The 22,474-nt window shown below is 66.4% G+C and carries 24 protein-coding genes; 13 read left to right on the forward strand and 11 right to left on the reverse strand.

The features are described 5' to 3' along the window. The first annotated feature begins 35 nt into the window (after positions 1-35). Positions 36-3,347, forward strand: a complete 3,312-nt coding sequence (gene carB, locus ACFOOL_RS01220; protein ID WP_380094137.1) for a carbamoyl-phosphate synthase large subunit — start codon at positions 36-38, stop codon at positions 3,345-3,347. A gap of 44 nt (positions 3,348-3,391) precedes the next feature. On the opposite strand, the gene ACFOOL_RS01225 is transcribed toward carB, so the two are convergent. From ACFOOL_RS01225 to ltaE, 3 genes are all read right to left on the reverse strand, one after another. After that, positions 3,392-4,696, reverse strand: a complete 1,305-nt coding sequence (locus tag ACFOOL_RS01225) for a lipopolysaccharide biosynthesis protein (protein WP_380094138.1) — start codon at positions 4,694-4,696, stop codon at positions 3,392-3,394. Beyond that, entirely contained in the window at positions 4,689-5,855 is a 1,167-nt protein-coding gene (locus ACFOOL_RS01230) for a GNAT family N-acetyltransferase (RefSeq protein WP_380094139.1), read from the reverse strand. The genes ACFOOL_RS01225 and ACFOOL_RS01230 overlap by 8 nt, the downstream gene beginning before the upstream one ends. A gap of 95 nt (positions 5,856-5,950) precedes the next feature. Continuing rightward, positions 5,951-6,976, reverse strand: coding sequence for a low-specificity L-threonine aldolase (ltaE, locus tag ACFOOL_RS01235; RefSeq protein ID WP_380094141.1), 1,026 nt, complete (start codon positions 6,974-6,976; stop codon positions 5,951-5,953). Between the two features lie 515 nt (positions 6,977-7,491). Between ltaE and ACFOOL_RS01240 the strand changes: the two genes are divergently transcribed. Next, positions 7,492-7,701, forward strand: a complete 210-nt coding sequence (locus ACFOOL_RS01240; protein ID WP_380094142.1) for a cold-shock protein — start codon at positions 7,492-7,494, stop codon at positions 7,699-7,701. A gap of 84 nt (positions 7,702-7,785) precedes the next feature. On the opposite strand, the gene ACFOOL_RS01245 is transcribed toward ACFOOL_RS01240, so the two are convergent. Next, positions 7,786-8,958, reverse strand: coding sequence for a PQQ-dependent sugar dehydrogenase (locus tag ACFOOL_RS01245; RefSeq protein WP_380094144.1), 1,173 nt, complete (start codon positions 8,956-8,958; stop codon positions 7,786-7,788). 267 nt (positions 8,959-9,225) lie between these two features. Here ACFOOL_RS01245 and greA point away from each other — a divergent pair, with 267 nt between their 5' ends. The 3 genes from greA to ACFOOL_RS01260 all read left to right on the forward strand — a co-directional run bounded on the left by greA (position 9,226) and on the right by ACFOOL_RS01260 (position 11,988). Further along, positions 9,226-9,699 (forward strand): transcription elongation factor GreA, encoded by a 474-nt coding sequence (gene greA, locus ACFOOL_RS01250; protein ID WP_380094146.1) that lies wholly within the window; start codon positions 9,226-9,228, stop codon positions 9,697-9,699. A gap of 237 nt (positions 9,700-9,936) precedes the next feature. Next, positions 9,937-10,887: a thioredoxin-disulfide reductase gene (trxB, locus tag ACFOOL_RS01255; RefSeq protein ID WP_380094147.1), complete on the forward strand. Its 951-nt coding sequence runs from the start codon at positions 9,937-9,939 to the stop codon at positions 10,885-10,887. 201 nt (positions 10,888-11,088) lie between these two features. Beyond that, positions 11,089-11,988: a LysR family transcriptional regulator gene (locus tag ACFOOL_RS01260; protein WP_380094149.1), complete on the forward strand. Its 900-nt coding sequence runs from the start codon at positions 11,089-11,091 to the stop codon at positions 11,986-11,988. 1,263 nt (positions 11,989-13,251) lie between these two features. Here ACFOOL_RS01260 and ACFOOL_RS01265 read toward each other — a convergent pair. Next, complete coding sequence (locus ACFOOL_RS01265; protein WP_380094151.1) at positions 13,252-14,454, reverse strand: pyridoxal phosphate-dependent aminotransferase; 1,203 nt, start codon at positions 14,452-14,454, stop codon at positions 13,252-13,254. Positions 14,455-14,696: 242 nt separating this feature from the next. Between ACFOOL_RS01265 and ACFOOL_RS01270 the strand changes: the two genes are divergently transcribed. Continuing rightward, entirely contained in the window at positions 14,697-14,996 is a 300-nt protein-coding gene (locus ACFOOL_RS01270; RefSeq protein WP_380094152.1) for a hypothetical protein, read from the forward strand. 126 nt (positions 14,997-15,122) lie between these two features. Beyond that, positions 15,123-15,551, forward strand: a complete 429-nt coding sequence (locus ACFOOL_RS01275; protein ID WP_380094153.1) for a CBS domain-containing protein — start codon at positions 15,123-15,125, stop codon at positions 15,549-15,551. A gap of 8 nt (positions 15,552-15,559) precedes the next feature. Here ACFOOL_RS01275 and ACFOOL_RS01280 read toward each other — a convergent pair whose 3' ends face one another. The 4 genes from ACFOOL_RS01280 to ACFOOL_RS01295 form a co-directional block, all read right to left on the reverse strand. Then, positions 15,560-15,958 carry a GNAT family N-acetyltransferase gene (locus tag ACFOOL_RS01280; RefSeq protein WP_380094154.1) on the reverse strand — a complete coding sequence of 133 codons (399 nt, stop codon included), beginning with the start codon at positions 15,956-15,958 and terminating at the stop codon, positions 15,560-15,562. A 32-nt stretch (positions 15,959-15,990) separates the two neighbouring features. Further along, entirely contained in the window at positions 15,991-16,128 is a 138-nt protein-coding gene (locus ACFOOL_RS01285; protein WP_380094156.1) for a hypothetical protein, read from the reverse strand. 62 nt (positions 16,129-16,190) lie between these two features. Continuing rightward, the gene (locus tag ACFOOL_RS01290) at positions 16,191-16,373 is read right to left on the reverse strand and encodes a hypothetical protein (RefSeq protein WP_380094158.1); all 183 of its coding nucleotides are present in this window, start codon (positions 16,371-16,373) and stop codon (positions 16,191-16,193) included. 160 nt (positions 16,374-16,533) lie between these two features. After that, a complete protein-coding gene (locus ACFOOL_RS01295) occupies positions 16,534-16,914 on the reverse strand; it encodes a DUF983 domain-containing protein (RefSeq protein WP_380094160.1) in 381 nt (126 codons plus the stop codon). A 197-nt stretch (positions 16,915-17,111) separates the two neighbouring features. Here ACFOOL_RS01295 and ACFOOL_RS01300 point away from each other — a divergent pair, with 197 nt between their 5' ends. Continuing rightward, the gene (locus ACFOOL_RS01300) at positions 17,112-18,017 is read left to right on the forward strand and encodes a DMT family transporter (RefSeq protein ID WP_380094161.1); all 906 of its coding nucleotides are present in this window, start codon (positions 17,112-17,114) and stop codon (positions 18,015-18,017) included. A gap of 21 nt (positions 18,018-18,038) precedes the next feature. Here the strand turns inward: ACFOOL_RS01300 and ACFOOL_RS01305 are convergent, their stop codons facing one another. Further along, the gene (locus ACFOOL_RS01305; RefSeq protein ID WP_380094163.1) at positions 18,039-18,431 is read right to left on the reverse strand and encodes a hypothetical protein; all 393 of its coding nucleotides are present in this window, start codon (positions 18,429-18,431) and stop codon (positions 18,039-18,041) included. 417 nt (positions 18,432-18,848) lie between these two features. Here ACFOOL_RS01305 and ACFOOL_RS01310 point away from each other — a divergent pair, with 417 nt between their 5' ends. The 5 genes from ACFOOL_RS01310 (at position 18,849) to ACFOOL_RS01330 (ending at position 21,886) form a co-directional block, all read left to right on the forward strand. Next, a complete protein-coding gene (locus ACFOOL_RS01310) occupies positions 18,849-19,442 on the forward strand; it encodes a thymidine kinase (RefSeq protein ID WP_380094164.1) in 594 nt (197 codons plus the stop codon). 2 nt (positions 19,443-19,444) lie between these two features. Next, entirely contained in the window at positions 19,445-19,834 is a 390-nt protein-coding gene (locus ACFOOL_RS01315; RefSeq protein WP_380094166.1) for an acyl-CoA thioesterase, read from the forward strand. 204 nt (positions 19,835-20,038) lie between these two features. After that, complete coding sequence (locus ACFOOL_RS01320; protein ID WP_380094168.1) at positions 20,039-20,695, forward strand: SH3 domain-containing protein; 657 nt, start codon at positions 20,039-20,041, stop codon at positions 20,693-20,695. 106 nt (positions 20,696-20,801) lie between these two features. Then, positions 20,802-21,374 carry a peptidase inhibitor family I36 protein gene (locus ACFOOL_RS01325; RefSeq protein ID WP_380094169.1) on the forward strand — a complete coding sequence of 191 codons (573 nt, stop codon included), beginning with the start codon at positions 20,802-20,804 and terminating at the stop codon, positions 21,372-21,374. A 110-nt stretch (positions 21,375-21,484) separates the two neighbouring features. Beyond that, entirely contained in the window at positions 21,485-21,886 is a 402-nt protein-coding gene (locus ACFOOL_RS01330) for a hypothetical protein (protein WP_380094171.1), read from the forward strand. A 30-nt stretch (positions 21,887-21,916) separates the two neighbouring features. Here the strand turns inward: ACFOOL_RS01330 and ACFOOL_RS01335 are convergent, their stop codons facing one another. Then, the gene (locus ACFOOL_RS01335; RefSeq protein ID WP_380094173.1) at positions 21,917-22,288 is read right to left on the reverse strand and encodes a DoxX family protein; all 372 of its coding nucleotides are present in this window, start codon (positions 22,286-22,288) and stop codon (positions 21,917-21,919) included. Between the last annotated feature and the right edge of the window lie 186 nt (positions 22,289-22,474).

Genomic DNA, 22,474 nt, shown 5'->3' on the forward strand with positions numbered 1-22,474 from the left:
CCGCCATCCAGTTTTGAGAGCAGAGCGAGCCCCGAATGCCGAAGCGTACCGACATCAAATCGATCCTCATCATCGGCGCGGGTCCCATCATCATCGGGCAGGCTTGCGAATTCGACTATTCGGGCACCCAGGCCTGCAAGGCGCTCAAGGAGGAGGGTTACCGGATCATCCTGGTCAACTCCAATCCCGCCACCATCATGACCGATCCCGATCTGGCCGACGCCACCTATATGGAGCCGATCACCCCCGAAGTGGTCGCCCGGATCATCGAAAAGGAGCGCCCCGACGCGCTGCTCCCGACCATGGGCGGCCAGACCGCGCTCAATTGCGCCCTTTCGCTGCGCAAGATGGGGGTGCTCGACAAATTCGGCGTGGAGATGATCGGCGCCACCGCCGAGGCCATCGACAAGGCCGAGGACCGCGAATTGTTCCGCGACGCCATGAAGAAGATCGGCCTCGAAACCCCGCGCTCCATGCTCGCCCACAACACCATCGAGGCCCTGCAGGCGCTGGAAGTCATCGGCCTGCCGGCCATCATTCGCCCCAGCTTCACCCTGGGGGGCACCGGCGGCGGCATCGCCTACAACAAGGAAGAATATCTCGCCATCTGCGAGAGCGGCATCGACGCCTCGCCCACCAATGAAGTGCTGGTCGAGGAAAGCGTTCTCGGCTGGAAAGAGTACGAGATGGAAGTCGTCCGCGACCGGAACGACAACTGCATCATCATCTGCTCGATCGAGAACATCGATCCCATGGGCGTCCACACCGGCGACAGCATCACCGTGGCCCCGGCCCTGACGCTGACCGACAAGGAATACCAGATCATGCGCAACGCCTCGATCGCGGTGCTGCGCGAGATCGGGGTGGAGACCGGCGGCTCCAACGTGCAGTTCGCCGTCAATCCCGCCGACGGCCGCATGATCGTCATCGAGATGAACCCGCGCGTGTCGCGCTCCTCAGCCCTGGCCTCCAAGGCCACCGGCTTTCCCATCGCCAAGGTCGCCGCGCGGCTGGCGGTGGGCTATACGCTCGACGAATTGGAGAACGACATCACCGGCGGCGCCACCCCGGCCTCGTTCGAGCCGGCCATCGACTATGTCGTCACCAAGATTCCGCGTTTCGCCTTCGAGAAGTTCCCCGGCGCCGACGATCGCCTCACCACCTCGATGAAATCGGTGGGCGAGGCCATGGCCATCGGCCGCACCTTCCAGGAATCGCTGCAAAAGGCCCTGCGCAGCCTCGAAACCGGCCTCACCGGCCTCAACGAGGTCGGCATTCCCGGCCTTGGCGAGGGCGAGGACAAGAACGCCATCCGCGCGGCGCTGGGCACGCCGACCCCGCAGCGCCTGCTGCACGTGGCCGAGGCCATGCGCCTGGGCGTCTCCAACGAGGACATTTTCGAAGCCTGCAAGATCGACCCCTGGTTCCTCGAGCAGATGCGCGGCATCGTCGACATGGAAGCGAGGGTGCGCGAATTCGGCCTGCCCCAGGACGCGGCGACCCTGCGCCAGCTCAAGTCCATGGGCTTTTCCGACAAGCGCCTGGCGGAGCTCGCCGGCCTCAAGGCCTCCGATGTGCGCAGGCTGCGTCACAGCCTCGAGGTGCGCCCGGCCTATAAGCGCATCGACACCTCGGCCGCCGAATTCGCTTCGCCCACCGCTTACATGTATTCGACCTATGAGGTGCCCTTCGCCGGCAAGGTCGCGGACGAGGCCCGTCCCTCGGACCGCAAGAAGGTGGTCATTCTCGGCGGCGGCCCCAACCGCATCGGCCAGGGCATCGAGTTCGACTATTGCTGCTGCCATGCCGCCTTCGCCCTGGCCGAGGCCGGCTACGAGACCATCATGGTCAACTGCAATCCCGAAACCGTCTCGACCGACTACGACACCTCCGACCGGCTTTATTTCGAGCCGCTGACCGAGGAGGACGTCATCGAGATTCTCGAGACCGAAAAGCAGAACGGCACCCTGCATGGCGTCATCGTGCAGTTCGGCGGCCAGACCCCCCTCAACCTTGCCGAGGCGGTGCAGAAGGCCGGTGTGCCGATCCTGGGCACGCAGCCCGACGCCATCGACCTGGCCGAGGACCGGGACCTGTTCTCCAAGCTGCTCAACAAGCTGGAATTGACCCAGCCCAAGAACGGCATCGCCTACAGCCTCGAACAGGCCCGGCTGGTGGCCGAGCGGCTGGGCTATCCGCTGGTCATCCGTCCCTCCTACGTGCTGGGCGGCCGCGCCATGGCCATCGTCCACTCGGCCAACGAGTTCGAGCGCTATGTGCAGGATACCCTGACCGGCCTCGTGCCCCCCGACATCCTGCACCGCTACCCCAACGACCGCACCGGCCAGATCAATTCGGTGCTTTCGGACAATCCGCTGCTGTTCGACGCCTATCTGTCCGGCGCCACCGAAATCGACGTCGATTGCCTGTGCGACGGCAAGGACGTGTTCGTGGCCGGCATCATGGAGCATATCGAGGAAGCGGGCATCCATTCGGGCGACAGCGCCTGCACCCTGCCCCCGCGCAGCCTCTCGCCCGAGATCATCGCCGAACTGAAGCGCCAGACCGCCGAGCTCGCCTTCGCGCTCAAGGTCGGGGGCCTGATGAACGTGCAGTTCGCGCTCAAGGACGGCGTCATCTACCTGCTCGAGGTCAATCCGCGCGCCTCGCGCACCGTGCCCTTCGTCGCCAAGGTCATCGGCGAGCCCATCGCCAAGATCGCCTCGCGCATCATGGCGGGCGAAAGCCTTGCCAGCTTCGACCTCGCCGAAAAGCAGCTCGACCACATCGCGGTCAAGGAAGCGGTCTTCCCCTTCAACCGCTTCCCCGGCGTCGATACGGTCCTGGGTCCGGAAATGAAGTCCACCGGCGAGGTGATCGGCCTCGACACCGATTTCGCCATGGCCTTCGCCAAGTCGCAGATGGGCGGCGGCTCCAAGGTGCCCTCGACCGGCGCCGCCTTCATCTCGGTGCGCGATGCCGACAAGCCGGGCATCGTCGATCTGGCCCGCCACCTGGTCGAGGCCGGCTTCACCATCCTCGCCACCGGTGGGACGCAGCGTTACCTCAATGACAACGGCGTGCCGGCGGTCAAGATCAACAAGGTGCTCGAGGGCCGCCCGCATATCGTCGATTCGATGAAGAACGGCGGCGTGCAACTGGTGATCAACACCACCGACGGCCTCAAGGCGATTTCCGACAGCCGCGATATCCGCCGCACCGCCCTGCTGGCGAAAATCCCCTATTACACCACCCTCGACGGCGCGCTGGCGGCGGTGGAGGGCATTCTCGCCTACCGCCAGGGCAATCTCCAGGTCCGTGCCCTGCAGGAATATTTCGCCGCTTGAGCCTCAGGCGGCGCCGTTCTGGCGCCGCCACCGGGGCAGTCCGCTCATCCGGCGACCCGGCCCAGCGCCGGCAGGCCGAAGGCGGCGATGCGCAGGTTTTCCGTGCGGTGCAGCACCAGGACCAGCGCCAGGGTGCGGAACGCCATGGCCAGGGCGCTGGCCAGCGCCGCGCCCATGATCCCCAGCCACGGCACGAGGACGAGGCCGAGCGCCAGCGTCACCGCCAGGACCCCCAGGCCGATCAGCAGGCCTTCGCGCTGCCGTCCGGTCACGATCAGCACTTCCCCCGCCTGCCCGGCGACCGCGCGCAGCACCATGCCGGCGCCCAATATCCACATCGCGCCCTGCCCCGCCAGGAACTCGGCGCCGAAGGTCCCGAGCAGCACCGGGCCGGCCGCGAGGGCCGCCGCCACCGCCAGCACCGTCGCCCACAGGGTGAGGCGCGTCGCCTCGAGAATGCTGCCCTGCAGTTGCGCCCGCGATTTCCCCGCCAGGTCCAGGGCGAAGCGCCGACCCCACACCAGCGTCATCGCATAGGCCACGAAACCCGCCAGGGCGAGGCTGCGCGCCGCCGCGAAATAGATGCCGACCGCCTCCGGCTCGGCCAGCAGCGTCAGCAGCAGGATGTCGGCGTGGCTGACCAGGTCTTCGAGCCCCGACAGCAGCAGCAGCGGCAGGGAGGCTTGCAGCCATAGCCGCCGCTGTCCCGGCGACGCCGCCTTGCGCAGGGGCGCGAGGGCATGCAGCCGCTTTGCCAGCACCAGCGCCACGCCCATCGCCGTCACCGCCATGGCCCCGATCAGCACCGCCCCCACCAGCGGCAGCGTCAGCGCCGTTCCGGCGGCATGCAGCCCCAGGCAGGCCAGCCCGATCAAGATCGGCCGCACGATATAGACCGGCACCGCCGCCAGCCGGAACCAGCCGAAGCTGCGGGCCACGCCCTCGAGATAATATTCCATGGCGAGGAACGGCAGGCCCAGGCCCACCAGCAGCACCATCTGTCCCGGCCCCTCCGCCATGCCGGCGCCCAGCGCCACCGCAGCGAACCCCAGCAGCAGGCTCACCGCCAGCACCATCGCCAGCCCGAACCGCCAATATTGCCGCACCGCCACCCGCCTACCGCGCAATTGATAGCGCGGCAGGAACCGCAGGCTGGATTCGGCAAAGCCCAGCGCGGCAAAACTGCCCAGCGCCAGCATCCAGGTCCACAGGGTGACGAAGCCGCCATACCCTTCCGCCGGCATCAGCCGCGCCAGCAACACCTGCAGCCCGAACACCAGCCCGGCGCTCGCCACCCTGATTCCCAGCGCGATGGCGGCATCCAGGGCGCCGGCGCGGGTCTCAGACATAAAGCAGCAGGCAGGCGGCGGGCCGCATCAGCACCGTCACCCGATCCGCTATCGCCGGCAGCGCCCCGTGCAGGCGCTTGAGGGCCGGCCGCAGGCTCGGCAGCCAGGCCGCGGTGTAGAGCCAGCCCTTCCAGCTCAGCGCCTGCGCCCGCGTGGTCACGGCGACGGTCCGGCTGGTCCAGCTCGCCTTGTAGTCCGCTTCGTTGATCAGCAGGTCATAGGCGTCGATGCCGTTTTCGATCAGCCAGGCCACCGTCATGTCCATCTGCACCTTGCCGGGCGACAGATCGCGCAGGTCCCAGTCGAAGCCGCCGATATAGGCGTAATAGTGCCGCTTCCGGATGAAGCCCAGTTCGATGGCGACCGGGCACTCGCCGGCCCGCAACACGAACAGGCACGCCCCGCTCAGCTTCCGGCGGTCGCCCGGCAGTTCCGCGAGGAAATCCTCATAGCCGCTCATGGAAAAGCCGACGCTGTAGCGCCCGGTCTCCGCCAGCCAGCGGCGCTTCATCCCGGTGCAAAGCCGGACCAGCTCCTCGAATTCGGGATGTTCCGGCCAGACCGTCTCGAAGCCCAGTTCCCCCAGTCGCGCCAGATGGTTGCGGCGGCGGTTCCGGTTGCGCCTCTGCAGCTTGCCCAATTGCCCCACATAGTCCTCGGGCCCGCCGAAGCCGCTCAGATCGAGCATCGAAGCCGCATTGGCGCTGCCGCGCACTTCCGGCTTGCCGGCGAGCAGTTCGGCCAGCGCCGTCCCCTCCGGCACCGCCCGTGAAATCGTCACATCGCAGCCGGAGGCGCGCGCCGCCGCCGTCATCCGCCGGGAAATCTCGGCCATGGGCGCGCTGCCCCGCCGCACCAGCGCGCCGCAATATTGCGTATGGGGGGTGCCCAGCGTCTCCAGCCGGCGCAGGCCGGGCGTCTCCACGATCATGCGCGGCCAGAGCGCGATCAGTTGCTCGCCGCGCCAGAGCGTCATCACATAGGGGCGATGGCCACCGGTGCCGAAATGCTTCACCCAGCCCCGGCACCATTCATAGCTCTGGAAATATCCCAGCGGATCGGCGCAATGGCGCTCGAGCTCCTGCCAGGCATCGGCAACCGCTTCGATCTCCGCCAGCGTGACGAGTACGCGACTTGTTATGGCATTTCTGGACGGCACTATGGTCTTTCCCTTCCGCACAGACCCTAACGACAGGGATTGAACAAGGTCTTGTGCAAGAGGGTGAAGAAACTATTGCCGCATCCAAATAGAATCTAACCGGATTCGGAGAAAAACCGCTCCACCGCCGCCAGCGCCGCCGCCACGTCCGCATCGCCGACATCGAGATGGGTCACCCAGCGCTGCCGGCCCTGGATGCCGCTCACCCCGATGCCTTGCGCCGCCAACGCCGCGCCAAGCCTGGCGCCCAGCGTCGCCTCCATGTCGACCCAGACGATATTGGTATCGGGCATCGTCACCGCGAGCGCCTGGTGGCGCGCGAGGCCCTCGGCCAGCACCCGCGCCCGCCGGTGGTCCTCTTCCAGCAGCGCCACATTGTGCTCGAGCGCATGCAGCCCCGCCGCGGCCAATATGCCCGCCTGCCGCATGCCCCCGCCCAGCATCTTGCGATGACGGCGCGCCGTCTCGATCAGTTCGCTTCCGCCCACCAGCACCGAGCCGACCGGCGCCCCCAATCCTTTCGACAGGCACACGGATACCGTGTCGAACGGCGCCGCGAGGTCCCTTATCGTCACCCCGAGGGCCAGGCAGGCATTGAAGGCGCGGGCGCCGTCCAGGTGCAGCCCCAGGCCGTGCCGGCGGCCCAGATCCGCCACCGCCTGCATGTAATCCATGGGCAGCGCCCGCCCGCCGAAGGTGTTTTCCAGCGCGATCGCCCGCGTCCTGGCGAAATGGCTGTCCGCGCTCTTGATCGCGCCCTCGATCTCCGCCAGCGCCATGGTGCCGTCGGGCAGATGCGCGATGGGCTGCGGCTGGATGGAGCCCAGCACCGCCGCCCCGCCTGCCTCGAACCTGTAGCAATGCGCCTCCTGCCCGGCGATGAACTCGTCGCCCCTTCCGCAATGGCTCATCAGCGCCAGCAGGTTGGATTGGGTCCCCGAGGGCACGAACAGCGCCGCCTGCTTTCCCAGCATCGCCGCCATGTGGCCCTCGAGCCGGTTGACGGTGGGATCGTCGCCGAAGACGTCGTCCCCCACCTCCGCCCGCGCCATGGCCGCGCGCATGGCTTGGCTGGGGCGGGTCACCGTATCGGACCGGAAATCATGACGGATCGTATTCATCGTGGCCTTCCGCAAAAGCATGTCGCCCTTTCTGCCAAGCCCGCGCCGTCCTGACCAGCACAAGTTCGGGCTGCGGCGGCGCGGCGCGCTTTGCCGTAACGCCCGGCCCGATCGATGCGAGTAAAATACGGCGGGCGAACTCATGTGACCATTTGCGCCCTTCTCATTGCCCGCGACTCGCCTAGAATGCCGGCTGGTGGCTCGCTTGCCGCCACGCCCTTTGCGGGCATCATGTTCCGGCCCGTCCCGGTCCGGAATGCCATTGAGACCAGTTGCCTTTCCCCTCGACGGACCCCGCGTCCGCCGGGCGTTTCGTCGTGCCCATGGACCATATTGATGCGCCGCGAATTTCAGGGTAGATTTGCAGCATCGAATATTGCGGCCGACTGATCTGAAGACGCGAATGCCATTCGCCATTGCTGACGTCATCTTCCGGTATTTCGATATTATCTGGTCTCCGGTCAGGTGCATGGCCGGGATCGCACCAGCAGCGATTGCACGAGGGAACGCGCAAAATGGCAACGGGCACCGTTAAGTGGTTCAACGGCCAAAAAGGCTATGGCTTCATTCAGCCGGACGAAGGTGGGGCGGACGTCTTCGTCCATATCTCCGCCGTCCAGCGCTCGGGCCTCAATGGCCTGGATGAAGGCCAGAAGGTCAATTACGAGATCGTCAAGGACAAGCGGACCGGCAAGTCCGCCGCCGACAACCTCACCGCCACCTGAACCACTGGCGCTATCTGATCGGGGGCGCGCTCCAACCCGGGGCGCGCCCCTTCCCTTGCCCGGGGGCAGGCTTCCCGCACCGGCCTACCGCCCCTCCGGCGCCACCCGGATCAGCTTTCCATCCGCCGCATCGGTCAGCAGGTAGATCGCCCCGTCCCCGCCGACCCGCACGTCGCGCACCCGGCCCAATTGCCGCTCGAACAGCCTTTCCTCCCCGACCACCCGGTCGCCTTCCATATCGAGCCGCACCAGCACTTCGCCGCTCAGCCCGCCCAGCACCAGGTCGCCGTCCCAGGCGGGCATCAGCTCGCCCTCGTAGAAATCCAGTCCCGAAGGCGAGATGGACGGGTCCCAATAGTGGAGCGGCTGCTCCATTCCCGCCTTTTCCTGCCCTTCGCCGATGGGCAGGCCGGAATAATCCATGCCATAGGTGATGACCGGCCAGCCGTAATTGCCTCCGGCCTCCGGCTTGTTCACCTCGTCGCCGCCCCTTGCGCCGTGCTCGACCGTGAACAGCGCGCCATCGCTGTCCCGCAGCGTCGCGCCCTGCGGATTGCGATGCCCGATGCTCCAGAACTCGGGCGCCCAGCCTTCGGGGCGCGGATTGTCTTCCGGCACCGAGCCGTCGGGGCCGATCCGCACCACGCCGCCCGCCAAATCCGTCGGGTCCTGCGCCCGCTCCATCGTGCCGCGCTCCCCCAGCGTCACGAACAGATTGCCATCGGCGCCCACCACGATGCGCGAGCCGAAATGCCGGCTGGAATCGTCGAAACGGTTCATGCGGAAGATCACCTGCTGGTCCTCCAGCCGCCCGCCATCGCCCTCCAGCAGCAGCCGCGCCGCCATCACCGCCGTGCCGGCGCCTCCCGGCTGGCCGGCGGCCTCCGCGGGTTCGGCATAGCTGAGAAAGAGCCGTCCGCTCCGCTCGAAATCCGGGGCCAGCGCCAGGTCGAGCAGGCCGCCCTGCCCCCGCGCCACCACCTCGGGCACGCCCTCGATCGGCGGTCCCAGGGCGCCATCCGCCACCACGCGCAGGCGCCCCGGCCGTTCGGTGACCAAAAACCGCCCATCGGGCAGGAAGGCCAGCGCCCAGGGATGTTCGAGCCCCTCGGCCAGCACCGTGGCCGATAGCGGGCCGGCGCTGGAGTCCACCGTCTGCCCGGCGCTCGCCGCCATGGTCAGCGCGGTCATCGCCAGAGCCAGGGGAAAGGCCGAAAGCCGGATGGCCGATGGAATTGCAGGTCCGGAACCGGTCATGATCGTCGCCTTTGCATTTGCCATGTGGAGCACCTATCTCATCGAAGAACATCGGCTTGACCGCAACGCGGCAGCCGGGCAAGCTGGTTCGCATCTTCCTCAAAACTTATCGTGAAGCGGTGGCCGAACGAAGTTTGGCGGGAGACACCACGTCGGAACGCCGGCAGCGGCGCTTACCGGCAATCAGGAATTTGGCGCGTCGCGGCCCTGGAAGAACGGCCGCGCGCAGACGTATTTTTTGCCGAGCCGATTGGAGGCAGCACGAAAATGGACAAGATCCCGATAACGGTTCAGGGCCATCAGACCCTTGCCGCCGAATACGAGCACCGCACCTCGAATGAGCGCCGCCGGATCATCGACGCCATTTCCGAAGCCCGCGCCCATGGCGATCTTTCGGAAAACGCCGAATATTCCGCCGCCAAGGAACAGCAGAGCCTCAACGAAGGCCGCATCCAGGAGCTCGAGGCGGTGCTGGCGCTCGCCGAGATCATCGACGTTTCCAAGCTCGCCGGCGACACGGTCAAGTTCGGCGCCACCGTCACCTTTCTCGACGAGGACACCGAAGAGGAAAAGACCTACCAGGTCGTGGGCGATCCGGAGGCCGACGCCTCGGCCGGGCGCATCTCGATTTCCTCGCCCATCGCCCGCGCCATGATCGGCAAGCAGGAGGGCGATTCGTTCGAGGTCGCCGCCCCGGGCGGCTCGCGCAGCTACGAGATCGTCAAGATCCGCTACATCTGAACCCGGGCCGGACGTCGCCCGCCGGCTTTTCCACACCAAACGCTTCGCCCGGGCCTGCCCTCGATGAGCGGCGGGCCCGGGCGAAAAGCCTTGCGGCCTGCCGCGATATCCGTTTTTTCCCGCTTCCCCCTGCTTCCCTCTATCGCGGCGATGGCGGGTTTGCCTTGAAACCTTGCCGCTTCGTCCCTTAACTAAGGGGCGAGGGAGCTTTCGTCTCGTTTTTGGAGAAGCGTCGCGATGCACGCGAAAGTCATCATCATCGGTTCCGGCCCGGCCGGATATTCCGCTGCCATCTATGCGGCGCGCGCCATGCTCGAGCCGGTGATGATCCACGGGCTCCAGCCCGGCGGCCAGCTCACCATCACCACCGATGTCGAGAATTATCCCGGCTTCGCCGACGTCATCCAGGGGCCCTGGCTCATGGACCAGATGAAGGCGCAGGCCGAACATGTCGGCACCCGCATGGTCAACGACGTCATCACCGCGGTCGATCTCGACCGCCGCCCCTTCGTGCTGTATGGCGACAGCGGCGACACCTATACCTGCGACAGCCTCATCATCGCCACCGGCGCCCAGGCCAAATGGCTGGGCCTGCCCTCCGAGCAGAAATTCCAGGGTTTCGGCGTTTCCGCCTGCGCCACCTGCGACGGCTTCTTCTATCGCGGCAAGCAGGTGCTGGTGGTGGGCGGCGGCAATACCGCCGTCGAGGAAGCCCTGTTCCTCACCAATTTCGCCGAAAAGGTCATCCTCGTGCATCGCCGCGACGAGTTGCGCGCCGAGCGCATCCTGCAGGAGCGCCTGTTCAAGAATCCCAAGATCGAGGTGCGCTGGAACACCGAAGTGGTGGAAGTCGGCGGCACGCCCATGCCGCCTTCGGTCAATGCCGTCACCCTGCGCGACCGCGTCACCGGGCAGACCTATGAGCAGAAGGTGGATGGCGTCTTCGTCGCCATCGGCCACGCGCCGGCGACCTCCATCTTCGCCGGCAAGCTCGACATGAAGCCGGGCGGGTATCTGCTGGTCAAGCCCGGCACGACGCAGACCAATATTCCGGGCGTCTTCGCCGCCGGCGACGTCACCGACGACGTCTACCGCCAGGCCGTCACCGCCGCCGGCATGGGCTGCATGGCCGCGCTCGACGCCGAACGGTTCCTGGCCGAACACGAACTGGCCGAGGCCGCGGAATAGGCTGCGACGTCATGACCCGAGCAAAACCCGCCCCTGTCATAATTCCCGCGTGGCCATCGCCTAGAGCATCGGACGCGGGAGGCGGTTTTTCGCAAGTCGCGACGGGATCAAGAGAAAATGGCGCACCGCCCCTTCGTCGGGGCCTGCGGCGCCCCGGGGCCGGCGTTATCGTTCGACCTGGCTGATTAAGGTAAAAGCGCCATGAGATTGCTCGACTGGGACAAGCTCCGGATATTCCATACCGCCGCTGAGTCGGGCAGTTTCACCCACGCCGCCGAACGGCTCGGCATGAGCCAGTCGGCGGTCAGCCGGCAGATTTCGGCGCTCGAGGACGATCTGGGGCTCAAGCTCTTCATCCGCCATGCGCGGGGCCTCGTGCTCACCGAGGTGGGCGAGCAGCTTTTCCGCACCGCGCACCGGATGCACTGGGAATTGCAGCAGGTCGAGACGCAGATGTCCGAGAGCCAGGACACGCCCACCGGCCCGCTCATCGTCACCACCACCGTGGGCATCGGCTCGACCTGGCTCAGCTCGCGGCTCGATGAATTCCTCAAGCTCTACCCGCAGATCCAGCTCGAGATCCGCCTCAACGACGCCGAGCTGGACCTGGCCATGCGCGAGGCCGACGTGGCCATCCGCCTGCACCGGCCCAACCAGTCGGAGATGATCCAGCGCAAGCTGTTCACCGTCCACAACCATTTCTACGCCAGCCGGTCCTATCTCGACGAGCACGGCACGCCCACCACCGCCGACGAGCTGGACGATCACCGCATCATCAGCTTTGGCGAGCCGGTGCCGTCCTATCTGGGCGACATCAACTATCTCGAGCGCATGGGCCGTCCCGATTCCAACCCGCGCCGCGCCGTGCTCAAGGTCAACGCCATCTACGGCATGCTGCAGGCCTGCCGGGCCGGCATCGGCATCGCCATGCTGCCCGCCTATGTCACCGACCAGGAGGACAGCCTCGTCCAGGTCATGCCCGAGATCGAGCTGCCCGCCTACGAAGCCTTCTTCGTCTATCCCCCCGCGCTCAAGAACTCCAAGCGCGTCGGCGTCTTCCGCGACTTCCTGGTCTCCAAGGCCCGCGAGTGGAGCTTTTAGAGCTTTTCACTGTCAGCCGGTGTCCGTGCCTTCTTGCTCCCCTCCCCCTTGAGGGGAGGGGTCGGGGGTGGGGGTCCTTCGGTGCTCCGCCAAACCCACCCCCTCCCCAACCCTCCCCTCAAGGGGGAGGGAGCGCTGGGCGCCGATTCCGTCAAAACATGAAAGCCTCTAGAGCTTTTCACTGTCAGCCGGAATCCGTGCCCTTCACCGGACGTTCCCGTGCCCGACGCGGTGCGGCGCCAAATCAGGCCATTGAATTTGCTCGAAGATTCGCCCCGCCATGCACCCAGGGCATGGCTGGCATGCCTCAATGGCGGTTGGCAGAAGGGGGATCCGCTCATATATGGCCCACAGCACAGCGGATGTTTCTCCTCCCTCCCTTGCGTCCGCTGCGTTCCCTCCTGGCAGGCTCTGCCTGCCCCCTTGGGCTCCGCTCTCCCCTCGAGCGGGGCCTTTTTCTTTTTGCCGGCATGGCCGCGCCCGGCAAAAATGCATGGCTGACATGTCAGTGAAGGGATTGTCGATTAAGTCGGTAGAGTTCATATTGGCGTTGTTGTTGAGGCGCACTCCGATCTCCTCCTCCCTTCGGACCTGCGTATCGCAACACTGAGCTTGGGACCTTCTCCTCCTCCCTTGGGTCCGAAGCTCGTGGCAGAGCGCTATCCTCCTCCCTGCTCTCTGCCCCCACTTACGATCCGGCTCTGCCGATCGATCAGGCCCTGTCTTCGGACGGGGCCTTTTTTTTGCGCCTTCGGGAACCGGGCCGGCGCGATCGCGTTTGTCACTCCGACGGCCAGATTGCCGCTGTGCGAAATGCATGGCTGACATGACGAGCCGTCTATTGCTGACCGAAGGGTCAAAACCTATATTCGCTTTGTCGCTGCGACGCCGCTCCGTTCCTCCTCCCTCGGACCCGCGTTGCCCGACAATTGGGCTGACACCGTACTCCTCCTCCCTCGGTGGATGCCCTCTGGCCCCGGCGCTATCCTCCTCCCTTGCGCCCGGGCCATTACTTTCGATTTGGCTTCGGCCCTATCAATAAGGCTCCAACTTCGGTTGGAGCCTCTTTTTTTGCCGGTGCCGTCAATTCTGCATGGCAGCACTTCCCATTGCGCGTTTGCGCTTCTGCCGCCGCCGCCCGATACTCCGGCCAACGGCGGGTTCGTGGTGACCTGCCTTCTCCAAGGTCAGCGGCCCCGGCCGAAGACCTCTGGCCCCGCCCATCCCCTCGGGCGGGGCCTTTGTTTTCCGGCCTTGCTCCCGCTACGCGATCCCCGCGCAAAAAGCCTGGATGCGCTTTATCGCCTCTTCCAGTTCCGCATTGCCGGCGGCGTAGCTGAGGCGGAAATGCCCGGGCAGGCCGAAGGCGGTGCCATGCACCAGCGCCACCCCGGTTTCCTCCAGCAGCGCCATGACGAAGTCCTCGTCGGTCGCCAGCATCGCCCCGCCCGCGCTTGTCTTGCCCAGCAGCCGCTGGCAGGAGGGGAACACGTAAAACGCCCCTTCCGGCACCAGGCAGTCGAGCCCGGTATTGGCATTGAGCCCGGCCACCACCATGTCGCGCCGCTGCTGGAACACCTGGCGCCATTCCCCGAGGAAATCCTGCGGCCCATTCAGCGCCTCCACCGCCGCCCATTGCGAAATGGAGGCGGCATTGGTGGTCGATTGTCCCTGCAGCTTGGTCATCGCCGCCAGCAGCGGCCTGGGGCCGGTGCAATAGCCGATCCGCCACCCGGTCATGGCGTGGGATTTGCTGACCCCGTTCATGGTCAGCGTCCGGGGCTGCAATTCCGGCTCCACCCCGGCAATGGTGGCGAAGCGGCGGCCGTCATAGACCAGCACCTCGTAAATGTCGTCGGTCAGGATGTGGACATGGGGGTGGCGCATCAGCACCGCCGCCAGGGCCTTGAGCTCCTCGTCCGAATAGGCCGCCCCCGTGGGGTTGGAGGGCGTGTTGAGGATCAGCCATTTGGTCCGGGGCGTGATCGCCGCCTCCAGCGCCTCCGGCTTGAGCTTGAAACCGGTCGAGGCATCGGCCACCGCAAAGACCGGCTCGGCCCCGCACAGCCGTACGATTTCGGGATAGCTCACCCAATAGGGCACCGGCACCACCACCTCGTCGCCGGGATTGAGCGTCGCCATCAGCGCGTTGAAGATGATCTGCTTGCCGCCCGAGCCGACGAAACAGTCCGCCGCCGTGACCTCGAGGCCGTTGTCGCGGCGGAACTTGGCCGCCGCCGCTTCCTTGAGCTCGGCTATGCCGTCGACATTAGTGTAGCGGGTCTTGCCCTCGTCCATCGCCTTCTTGGCGGCATTGCGCACATTTTCCGGCGTGTCGAAATCCGGCTCGCCGGCGCTGAGCGCGATGACGTCCCGGCCCTCGGCCGCCATCACCCGCGCCTTCTGACTGATCGCCACCGTCGCCGACGGCGCCACGCGCCCCAGCGCCTCCGAAAGAAACCCCATTGCCTGTCTCCCGCTTTCAAGTGGGCTCGGGTTTAGAGCATTGCGCAAAAAAGTGAAATCGCGATTCCAGCCACCCGGCCCCGGGCGCCACAGTTCGGCCCCGGAATGGCCCGGCACTGTCCGCTTTTGCTTCACAGTCGAACCGCATTGACATGGTCCTCTACCCGAGCGTCGAGCGAGGAAGGCCAACCGGGCCTACCGCGCGGCGTTCCGGCAGCGAAGCGAGGATAGACGTCGATCCCATGCACATATCCACGTCCCCCAGGCGCAAGACATTCAGGCTGGTTGCCCTTCTGGGCGCGCTTTCAGTGGGCCTTGGCACGGCGGCAGCGCTCATTGCCGGCGTTTCTCCCGCCCGGGCGGCGCATTTTGCCGGCCAGCCCGATACGCAGGTGGCGGTCTTCATGGTGCCGCTCACCCTGCTGCTCCTGGTCCTGCTCTTCGAAGTCGCGCGCTTCGTGCGGCGCGGCACCCTGCCGGCCCAATCCCCCGCCCGGCGCGTCCGGTCCACCGACTGGTCGTCCGGCCGGGCCCGGGATTGAGCGACTGTCCCGCTTGCCTCCTGACGAAACTCGGCCGGCCCCGCGCCGGCCTTTTTCTTATGACTTAAGGCCTATTGCCGCCGCTCCGGCCGGGGTCCACACTCCCATGGCAAGGAGGACAGGCCCATGCACGTAGAGACCATCTTGCAGACCAAGGGTGTCGCGGTGCACACCCTTCCCGAAACCGGCACCCTCGCCGACGCCGTCGCCCTGCTCAACGCCCATAATATCGGTGCCGTGGTGATCCGCAGCGCCGATGGCAGGGTCACCGGCATCCTTTCCGAGCGCGATATCGTCCGGCAGCTCGGCCGCACCCCGTCCACCACGCTCGGCATGGTCATCGGCGCCTGCATGAGCCGGGACCTGGTGAGCTGCGAGCGCACGACCCCGATCGAGGATGTCATGGAGCGCATGACCAACCGCCGCGTCCGCCACATGCCCGTCATCGAGGACGGCAGGCTGGTCGGCATCGTCTCCATCGGCGACGTGGTGAAGCAGAAGATCGAGCAGGTGGAGCAGGAAGCCGAAGCCCTGCGCGAATATATCTCGGGCTGAGCGTACCCTCAGCCTTGCGCCGGCCGGAGCCGGATCAGGCCGGCCAGGGTCGGCCTGAAGCCGCAGCCGGTATAGAAAGCGTCGAGATGCGGCTCATAGTCGACATGCAGCCACTCGGCGCCGCGCTCGCGCGCCACCGTGATCGCCAGCCGCATCATCTGCGTGCCGATGCCCTGCCGCCGGACATCGGGATCGACGCAAGTGTCGAGGATGAAGGCGTGGACGCCGCCGTCCCAGGCGACATTGACGAAGCCTGCCAGCCTTCCCTCCTCCCACGCCCCGACATGGGCCAGGCTGCGCTCCAGCACCGCCCCATAGCCTGCGGCGACCGGCCCGCCCCAGGCCCGGCGCCACAGCGCGTCCAACTCCTCGATCCGCGGAAACGGATCGATCCTATAGTCCGTCATGCGCCCATCCCCCGAGGCGGCCTTGATGCGGCCTATCTCGTCGGTGTCCCTTTTGCCGGCTGTTCCTGCCGCGACCCGTCCGGCCGGCGGCCCAGATCGTCGATATTGTCGTCCTGCTGCTTGCCGGGCCGGGTCTCCTCCGGGGGCGGTTTGGGTTTCTTGTCGTTCATGATGGCATCCTTTCGCTGCAACGGCCTGGAGGGCCCGTAAGGCCCTCCAGCCGGCGGGCGGGTCAGTCTTTCTTGTGACTTTGCTGCCCCGCCTTGACGTGCTGTTCATGCGTGCCGCCACGCGAGGACTGCTGCTGGTCGTCCCGGCTCCCCGCTTGGCGCATATCGTCGTTCTTGTGGCTCTGCTGGCCAGCGCGAACGTGCTGCTCGTGGCTCCCGCCACGATTGTTGTTGCTGTTAGGCATGATGGTTCCTTTCGTGAACAAGCCAGGGCGCCAGCCCCGGCACCACCGCAATCCCGCAGGCGGGCAAGCGTTCCGGCGCCGTCGTTCACAAAGAGCCTGCCGCGTTCACTTCTGGGAGCCCGAGGTTCATGGCCCCGGTTCCGATGGTCAGGAAACGCTTTTAGCGGTCCTGCTCGTCGCTCCACCCCTTGGCCCACATCAACCCGATGAGCCCGCCTTTGGCCGGCGGCAGGAGCGCGAGCGAAAGGACGCCCGACAGCGGTACCAGCACATATAGATAGACCAGCGGATTGGAGTTTCCGCTCAGTTCCATCTGCAGCATCGTGAAGGCGATGATGTGAACCATGATGGTGATGACGATCAGCGGCAGAAACAGGCCCACCTTGTAGTAAGCGAGCGGCTCGCCGCATACCGGGCACGCATCGACCTGCTCGATATAGTGGTGGAACAGCCAGGCCTTGCCGCATCGCGGGCACTTGCACTTGATGCCGCGCCAGATGGCAGGCCATGTCGGCTTTTCGTCCAGATTTTCATCGGCCATCGATATATATCCTGTCGATCTTGTTTCCGAACGCCTGGGAGGGGCAGGCGGTTCTGCGCGCCGGACGAGAATGCCATCGTTGCCCCGGCTCCGCCAGCCGCATGGCCCCGGTTCGTGCCGCGACACTTGCACGCTTCCCCTTGCCGTCCGCCCCGGTTGAAGGCTACGGCTCCTGTCGTCGTTCACCAAGGCCCGCCATGTCCCGCTCGTTCGCTTCCTTCCTGCTCATTGTATGCACCATGTTCTGGGGCTTCGCCTTCATCGCTCAGAAATCGGCGATGGACAGCATGGGGCCGTTGACCTTCGCCGGCGTCCGCTTCCTCATTGGCGGCCTGCTGGTCCTGCCGCTGGCGCTGCACGAGCGCCGCCGCCGGCCGATACGGCTTACCGCCAGCCACTGGTCCTTCATCGCCGCCATGAGCACGGTGTTCTTCCTCGGCTCCTGGCTGCAGCAGGCGGGCCTCGCCACCACCACCGCGACCAATGGCGGCTTTCTCACCGGGCTTTACGTCTTCTTCGTGCCGCTGCTGGGCTTCGCCCTGTTCCGTACGCGTCCCCACCCGATCATTTTCGTCGGCGTGCCGCTGGCGCTGGTGGGCATCTACTATCTCAATGGCGGCGGGCTCGACAGCTTCAATGGCGGCGACTGGCTCATCGTGGGCAGCGCCGTCTTCTGGGCCATGCACGTCATCCTGCTGGGCCATGTGGCGCGGCTGACCGGCCTGCCGGTCTTCGTCTCCTGCATCAGCTTCCTGGCCGCCGGCAGCGCCGCCAGCCTCATTGCCCTGGGCACCGAAGCGCCGCAACTGGCCTCGATCGGCGCCGGCTGGGTGGAGATTGCCTATGCGGCGGTGCTCTCCACCGCCGTCGGCTTCACCCTCCAGGCCATCGGCCAGCAGCACGTGCCGCCGGCCAATGCGGCCATCATCCTGTCGGCCGAAAGCCTGTTCGCGGCGCTGGGCGGCGCGCTGCTGCTGGGGGAGCGCCTGCCCATGGTGGGCTATGCCGGCGCCACCCTCATCTTCGCCGCCATCCTGCTGGTGGAAACCATTCCGCCCCTGTTGGCCCGCCGCAAGGCGCACGAGCCGCGCATCGCCAATTAGAGCGAGAGCCGGGGCCGGCGCCTATTTCGGGGCGTAGCGATACATCTGGTAGGTCTTGCAGATCACGAAGGCGACGCATCCCTTGAGCGTGATCTGGTCGGCGCCGACCTGGGTGATGGTCCCGGCCGCGCGCTGCCCGTAGATATGCAGCTCGCCCTTCCACTGGTTCGCCCGCGTCTGGCGCGCATGGTCGATCAGCAGCGTATTCATGTAGGGCAGGTTTTCCGGGCTGTCCGCGCCGTTCCCCAGCCACACCAGTTCCGCGCAGAGCTGGGTGCCGTCGCCGCACATGGTCACGTCGTAGCGCGAATCCCGCATCTCGATTTCCCACAGGCCGACCGGCGAGGCCGCTGCCGGCAGCAGGGTGGCGAGGCTGAGAATGGCCGCAAGGGCGGTGCGGGCAAAACCGGTCATGTCGTTACGCTCCCGTGACTGGGCATCGAACCGAAAGTGCGAAGCGGCTTTCGGACTGATCCGATGCGATCATAAACAGATGGAGCGCTCGATCCGATGGCATCGGATCGTCCGGCGCTCCTGGGCTGGATGGCGTTCTGCGCCGCCGCCGCTGAACCGAAGCTGAACGGGCCTTGTCACCACCCTGTCATCCTGTGCCGCTAACATGGTTTCGTCCGGCCCACCCCTGGCCGGCCCCGCCCCCGCGTCTCCGACGCGCGGCACCCGAAGGCCCGGCCCGCCAACCCCCGGCCTTCCCACCGAGAAGATCGGCCCTGGCCGCCTGCGGGCGGCCTCTTTTTTGTGGAGCGCGCCGGTTTGGCGCTCGCCCCCCGGCTTGTCCTGCGGCACAACGGAAGCGATATACCGGGCGCGATCATGGCCAAGCTCTATTTTTCCTATGCGGCGATGAATGCTGGCAAGTCCACCCTGCTGCTTCAGGCCGCCTATAATTACCGCGAGCGCGGCATGCGGCCGCTGCTCTATACCTCCGCCCTTTACGCCGGGGACAGCCGGGGCGCCATCTCCTCGCGCATCGGCATCGCCGAGCCCGCCGCGCTCTATGGCGCCAATGACGACCTCTATCAGTCGATCCGCGACGCCCACGAGGAATCCCGGGTCGATTGCGTGCTGGTGGACGAGGCCCAGTTCCTCACCCGCGAGCAGGTCTGGCAACTGGCCCGCGTCGCCGACCGGCTCGGCATCCCCGTCATGTGCTACGGCCTGCGCACCGATTTTCAGGGTCGGCTCTTTCCCGGCTCCATGGAACTGCTCGCCATCGCCGACACTTTGCGCGAGATCCGCACCATCTGCACCTGCGGCGCCAAGGCCACCATGGTGGTCCGGCAGGATGCCGACGGACGCGTGCTCACCGATGGCGACCAGGTATCGATCGAAAAATCCGTCTATCTGTCCCTCTGCCGCCGGCACTGGGAGGAAGCCGTCGGCCGCTGGCCGGTGAAAGGACCCTGACCATGCCCACCGCTACCGCCGAACCCCGGGGCGAGTTGACCATCCGCACCCTCGCCATGCCCGCCGACGCCAATCCCGCCGGCGACATCTTCGGCGGCTGGGTGATGAGCCAGATGGACATCGCCGGCGCCATCGCGGCCATCGAGCGGGTCCGGGGGCGCGTCGTCACCGTGGCGGTGGAGGCCATGACCTTCATCGCCCCGGTCAAGGTCGGCGACGTGCTCTGCGTCTATACCGCCATCGAGCGCATCGGCACCACCTCCATCACCATCGGCCTCGAGGCCTGGGTGCGCCGCAACATGCTCGACGATCGCCAGAAGGTCACCGAGGCGCGCTTCGTCTATGTCTCGCTCGACGAGGCCGGCCGCAAGAGCCCCATCCCGCCCGCCTGAACCGGCCGTTCAGGCTGCGTTCAGCCTGTCCCTGCTTTTGTGCATCCCATCGGCGTTTCGAAAAACGGACGCCAGAGGCCGGAAACCCCTGTCGGAACTCTTTTTGTGCCGATGCCGTTTCTGGAGTTACAAACAGCCGGCAGGGCTGCCGCAAGGGTCGTCCCGGCATTCGGGACCGGCAGTCCTGTGTAAAGGGAGCACGTCATGCACCGTCAGATCCGCAAGAAACTTCTCAACCTGGCCACCGGCGTGGCCGTCGTTGCCGCCGCCGTGGTGATGTTCCTGCCCGCCGCCCAGGCGGCCCCGGGCACCGCCACCAGCAATGTCAATGTGCGCTCGGGTCCGGGCACCGGCTATGCCGTGGTCGATACGCTGCGCCGCGGCCAGCAGGTCGACGTCCAGCGCTGCCAGGGGTCCTGGTGCTATGTCGTCAAGCCCGGCGCCGATGGCTGGGTCTCGGCCAGCTATCTCAGCGCCAATGGCCGTCCGGTCAATCCCCGCGATCCCGGCATTTCCTTCGGCTTCACCATTGGCGGCCCCGGCGGCCCGCAGATCAGCATCGGCGTGGGCAATCAGGCCCAGCCGCCGCGTCCCGGCCCGCGTCCGCCCGTCGTCTCGCGCGACGAGGTATGCTTTTACGACCGCACCCAGTTCCGCGGCGACAGCTTCTGCATGAGCCGGGGCGAATCCATCCGCGACCTGCGCCGGTGGACCGACCGCATCTCCTCGCTCGAGAACCGTGGCCGGCTGAACGTGCAGGTCTGCTCGCAGACCAATTTCCGCAGCTGCCGCAATTACACCACCAGCGCCTCCTCGCTGGGCGATTTCGACGACTACATCGCCTCGATCCGCATCCGCTGATCCGGCCTCGCCGCCAGCGCCGTCCCCTTGGGGGCGGCGCTTTGCTTTGCATCCGGCGCCGCGCCGGGCTAACCTCGGTCCGGCTTCCTCAAGCGGATTCTCGCCCATGCGCGCATTTCTGGCCTTCGGACTCGCCTTCGCCCTGGCTTTGCTGCCCGGCATCCCCGCCCTCGCCCTTTCCCCCGCCGGCAGTCATGGCTGGAGCCGCGCCGCCCTGGTGCTGCATAGCGGCCCCGGCGATCACTATCCGGTCACCGGCGAGATCGCCGGCAAGCTCGCCATCAAGATCCTGCGCTGCCAGAAGCTGTGGTGCAATGTCGACGGCCCGGGCGGCCGGGGCTGGACGCGCAACGGCGCCATCGACTTCGGCAAGGACCCGGCCTGGCCGCTGCTCGATCCCACCGCGCCGCGTCCCGATCTCGCCGGCGGGGAGATGTGCTTTTACGAGGGCAGCCATTTCAGCGGCCGTTCCTTTTGTGCCGCCACCGGCCAGGTCTTCCCGGATCTGGCGATGCTGGGCTGGGACAACCGCATCGGCTCGGTCCGCGTCGTCACCGGAACCAGCGCCGCCGTCTGCCGCGACCGCTTCTTCCAGTCCTATTGCGAGCGCATCGCCGCCGACCAGCCGGTGCTGAACCGGTTTCTCAGCCGCAACGTGTCCTCCATCCGCCTCTACTGAGGCATTCGCCTCGATTCCGATGGATTTCGGGGCTCGACAGGCATATTTTGCGCCTCCCTGGACTCAGTCCGTGAGGGGACTGGGCGACCAGCCTTTCGGGAGGAGAGACCATGCCCCGCTTGTCCGAATATTTCTTTCGCACCGCCATATTGTTCCTGATCGCCGGTATCGGCATCGGCCTGCAGATGGCCATCGGCGGCACCCATAACGTCATTGGTGCCCATGCCCATATCAATCTGCTCGGCTGGGTCACCAGCGCGCTGTTCGGCACCTATTACGCGCTGAACCCCACCAAGGCCGCCGGCCTGCTGCCCATGCTGCAATACGGCGTCTATACGCTCGGCGTGGTGGTGATGACCGCCGCGCTCTATCTGCTCCTATCGGGCAATACCGCCATGGAGCCCATCGTCGCCGTCGCCTCGCTGATCACCTTCGCCGGTGTGCTGCTGTTTGCCTGGGTGGTCTGGGCGCCGGTCCATCACCATCACGGCATCGCCCACCCCGCCGAGTGAGCTCGGACGCCGCTCCCGGGCGGCGCCCTTTCAGCGCCGGAGCGGGAATAACTCCCGCACCCTCTCCTCGCGCAGCCACAGCGCCGCCCACACCGCTATGCCCAGATAGACCGAGAACAGCGTGTGGCTGAACAGCGGATTGTCCACCCGCAGATTGGCCGCCAGCGCCCCGCCGAGCAGGCCCATGGTCAGCACCGCGCCCAGGAGTGCCGTGCGCGGGATCAGGAACAGCACCATGCAGCCCAGCTCGATCAGCCCGATCGGCACCAGATATTTCTCCGGCCAGCCCACCACCCGCATCGGCTCCATGGCCACGTCCAGTTGCAACAGCTTCGGCGCCGCCGAGGCCCCCGCAATAAACAGCGCCACCAGCCCGCTCAATATCCAACCCGCGATCTTCATTCCGTCCCTCCGAAAAACAGCCTGGCGGTCCCGCCGCCCTCATGTGACGATAACGAACGGGCCTACCCGGCTTCGACATTTCCTTGCGGATTTTTTGCCGTTCGCCGCCATCGCTCCTGCCTTGCCCTGTCAGCAGCCCCCGTTCCCTCTCCGTTCGCGGGGTGCTAGGGTAACGGGAACATTGCA

This window comes from Devosia honganensis (assembly GCF_042648785.1).
Taxonomy (GTDB): Bacteria; Pseudomonadota; Alphaproteobacteria; order Rhizobiales; family Devosiaceae; genus Devosia; species Devosia honganensis.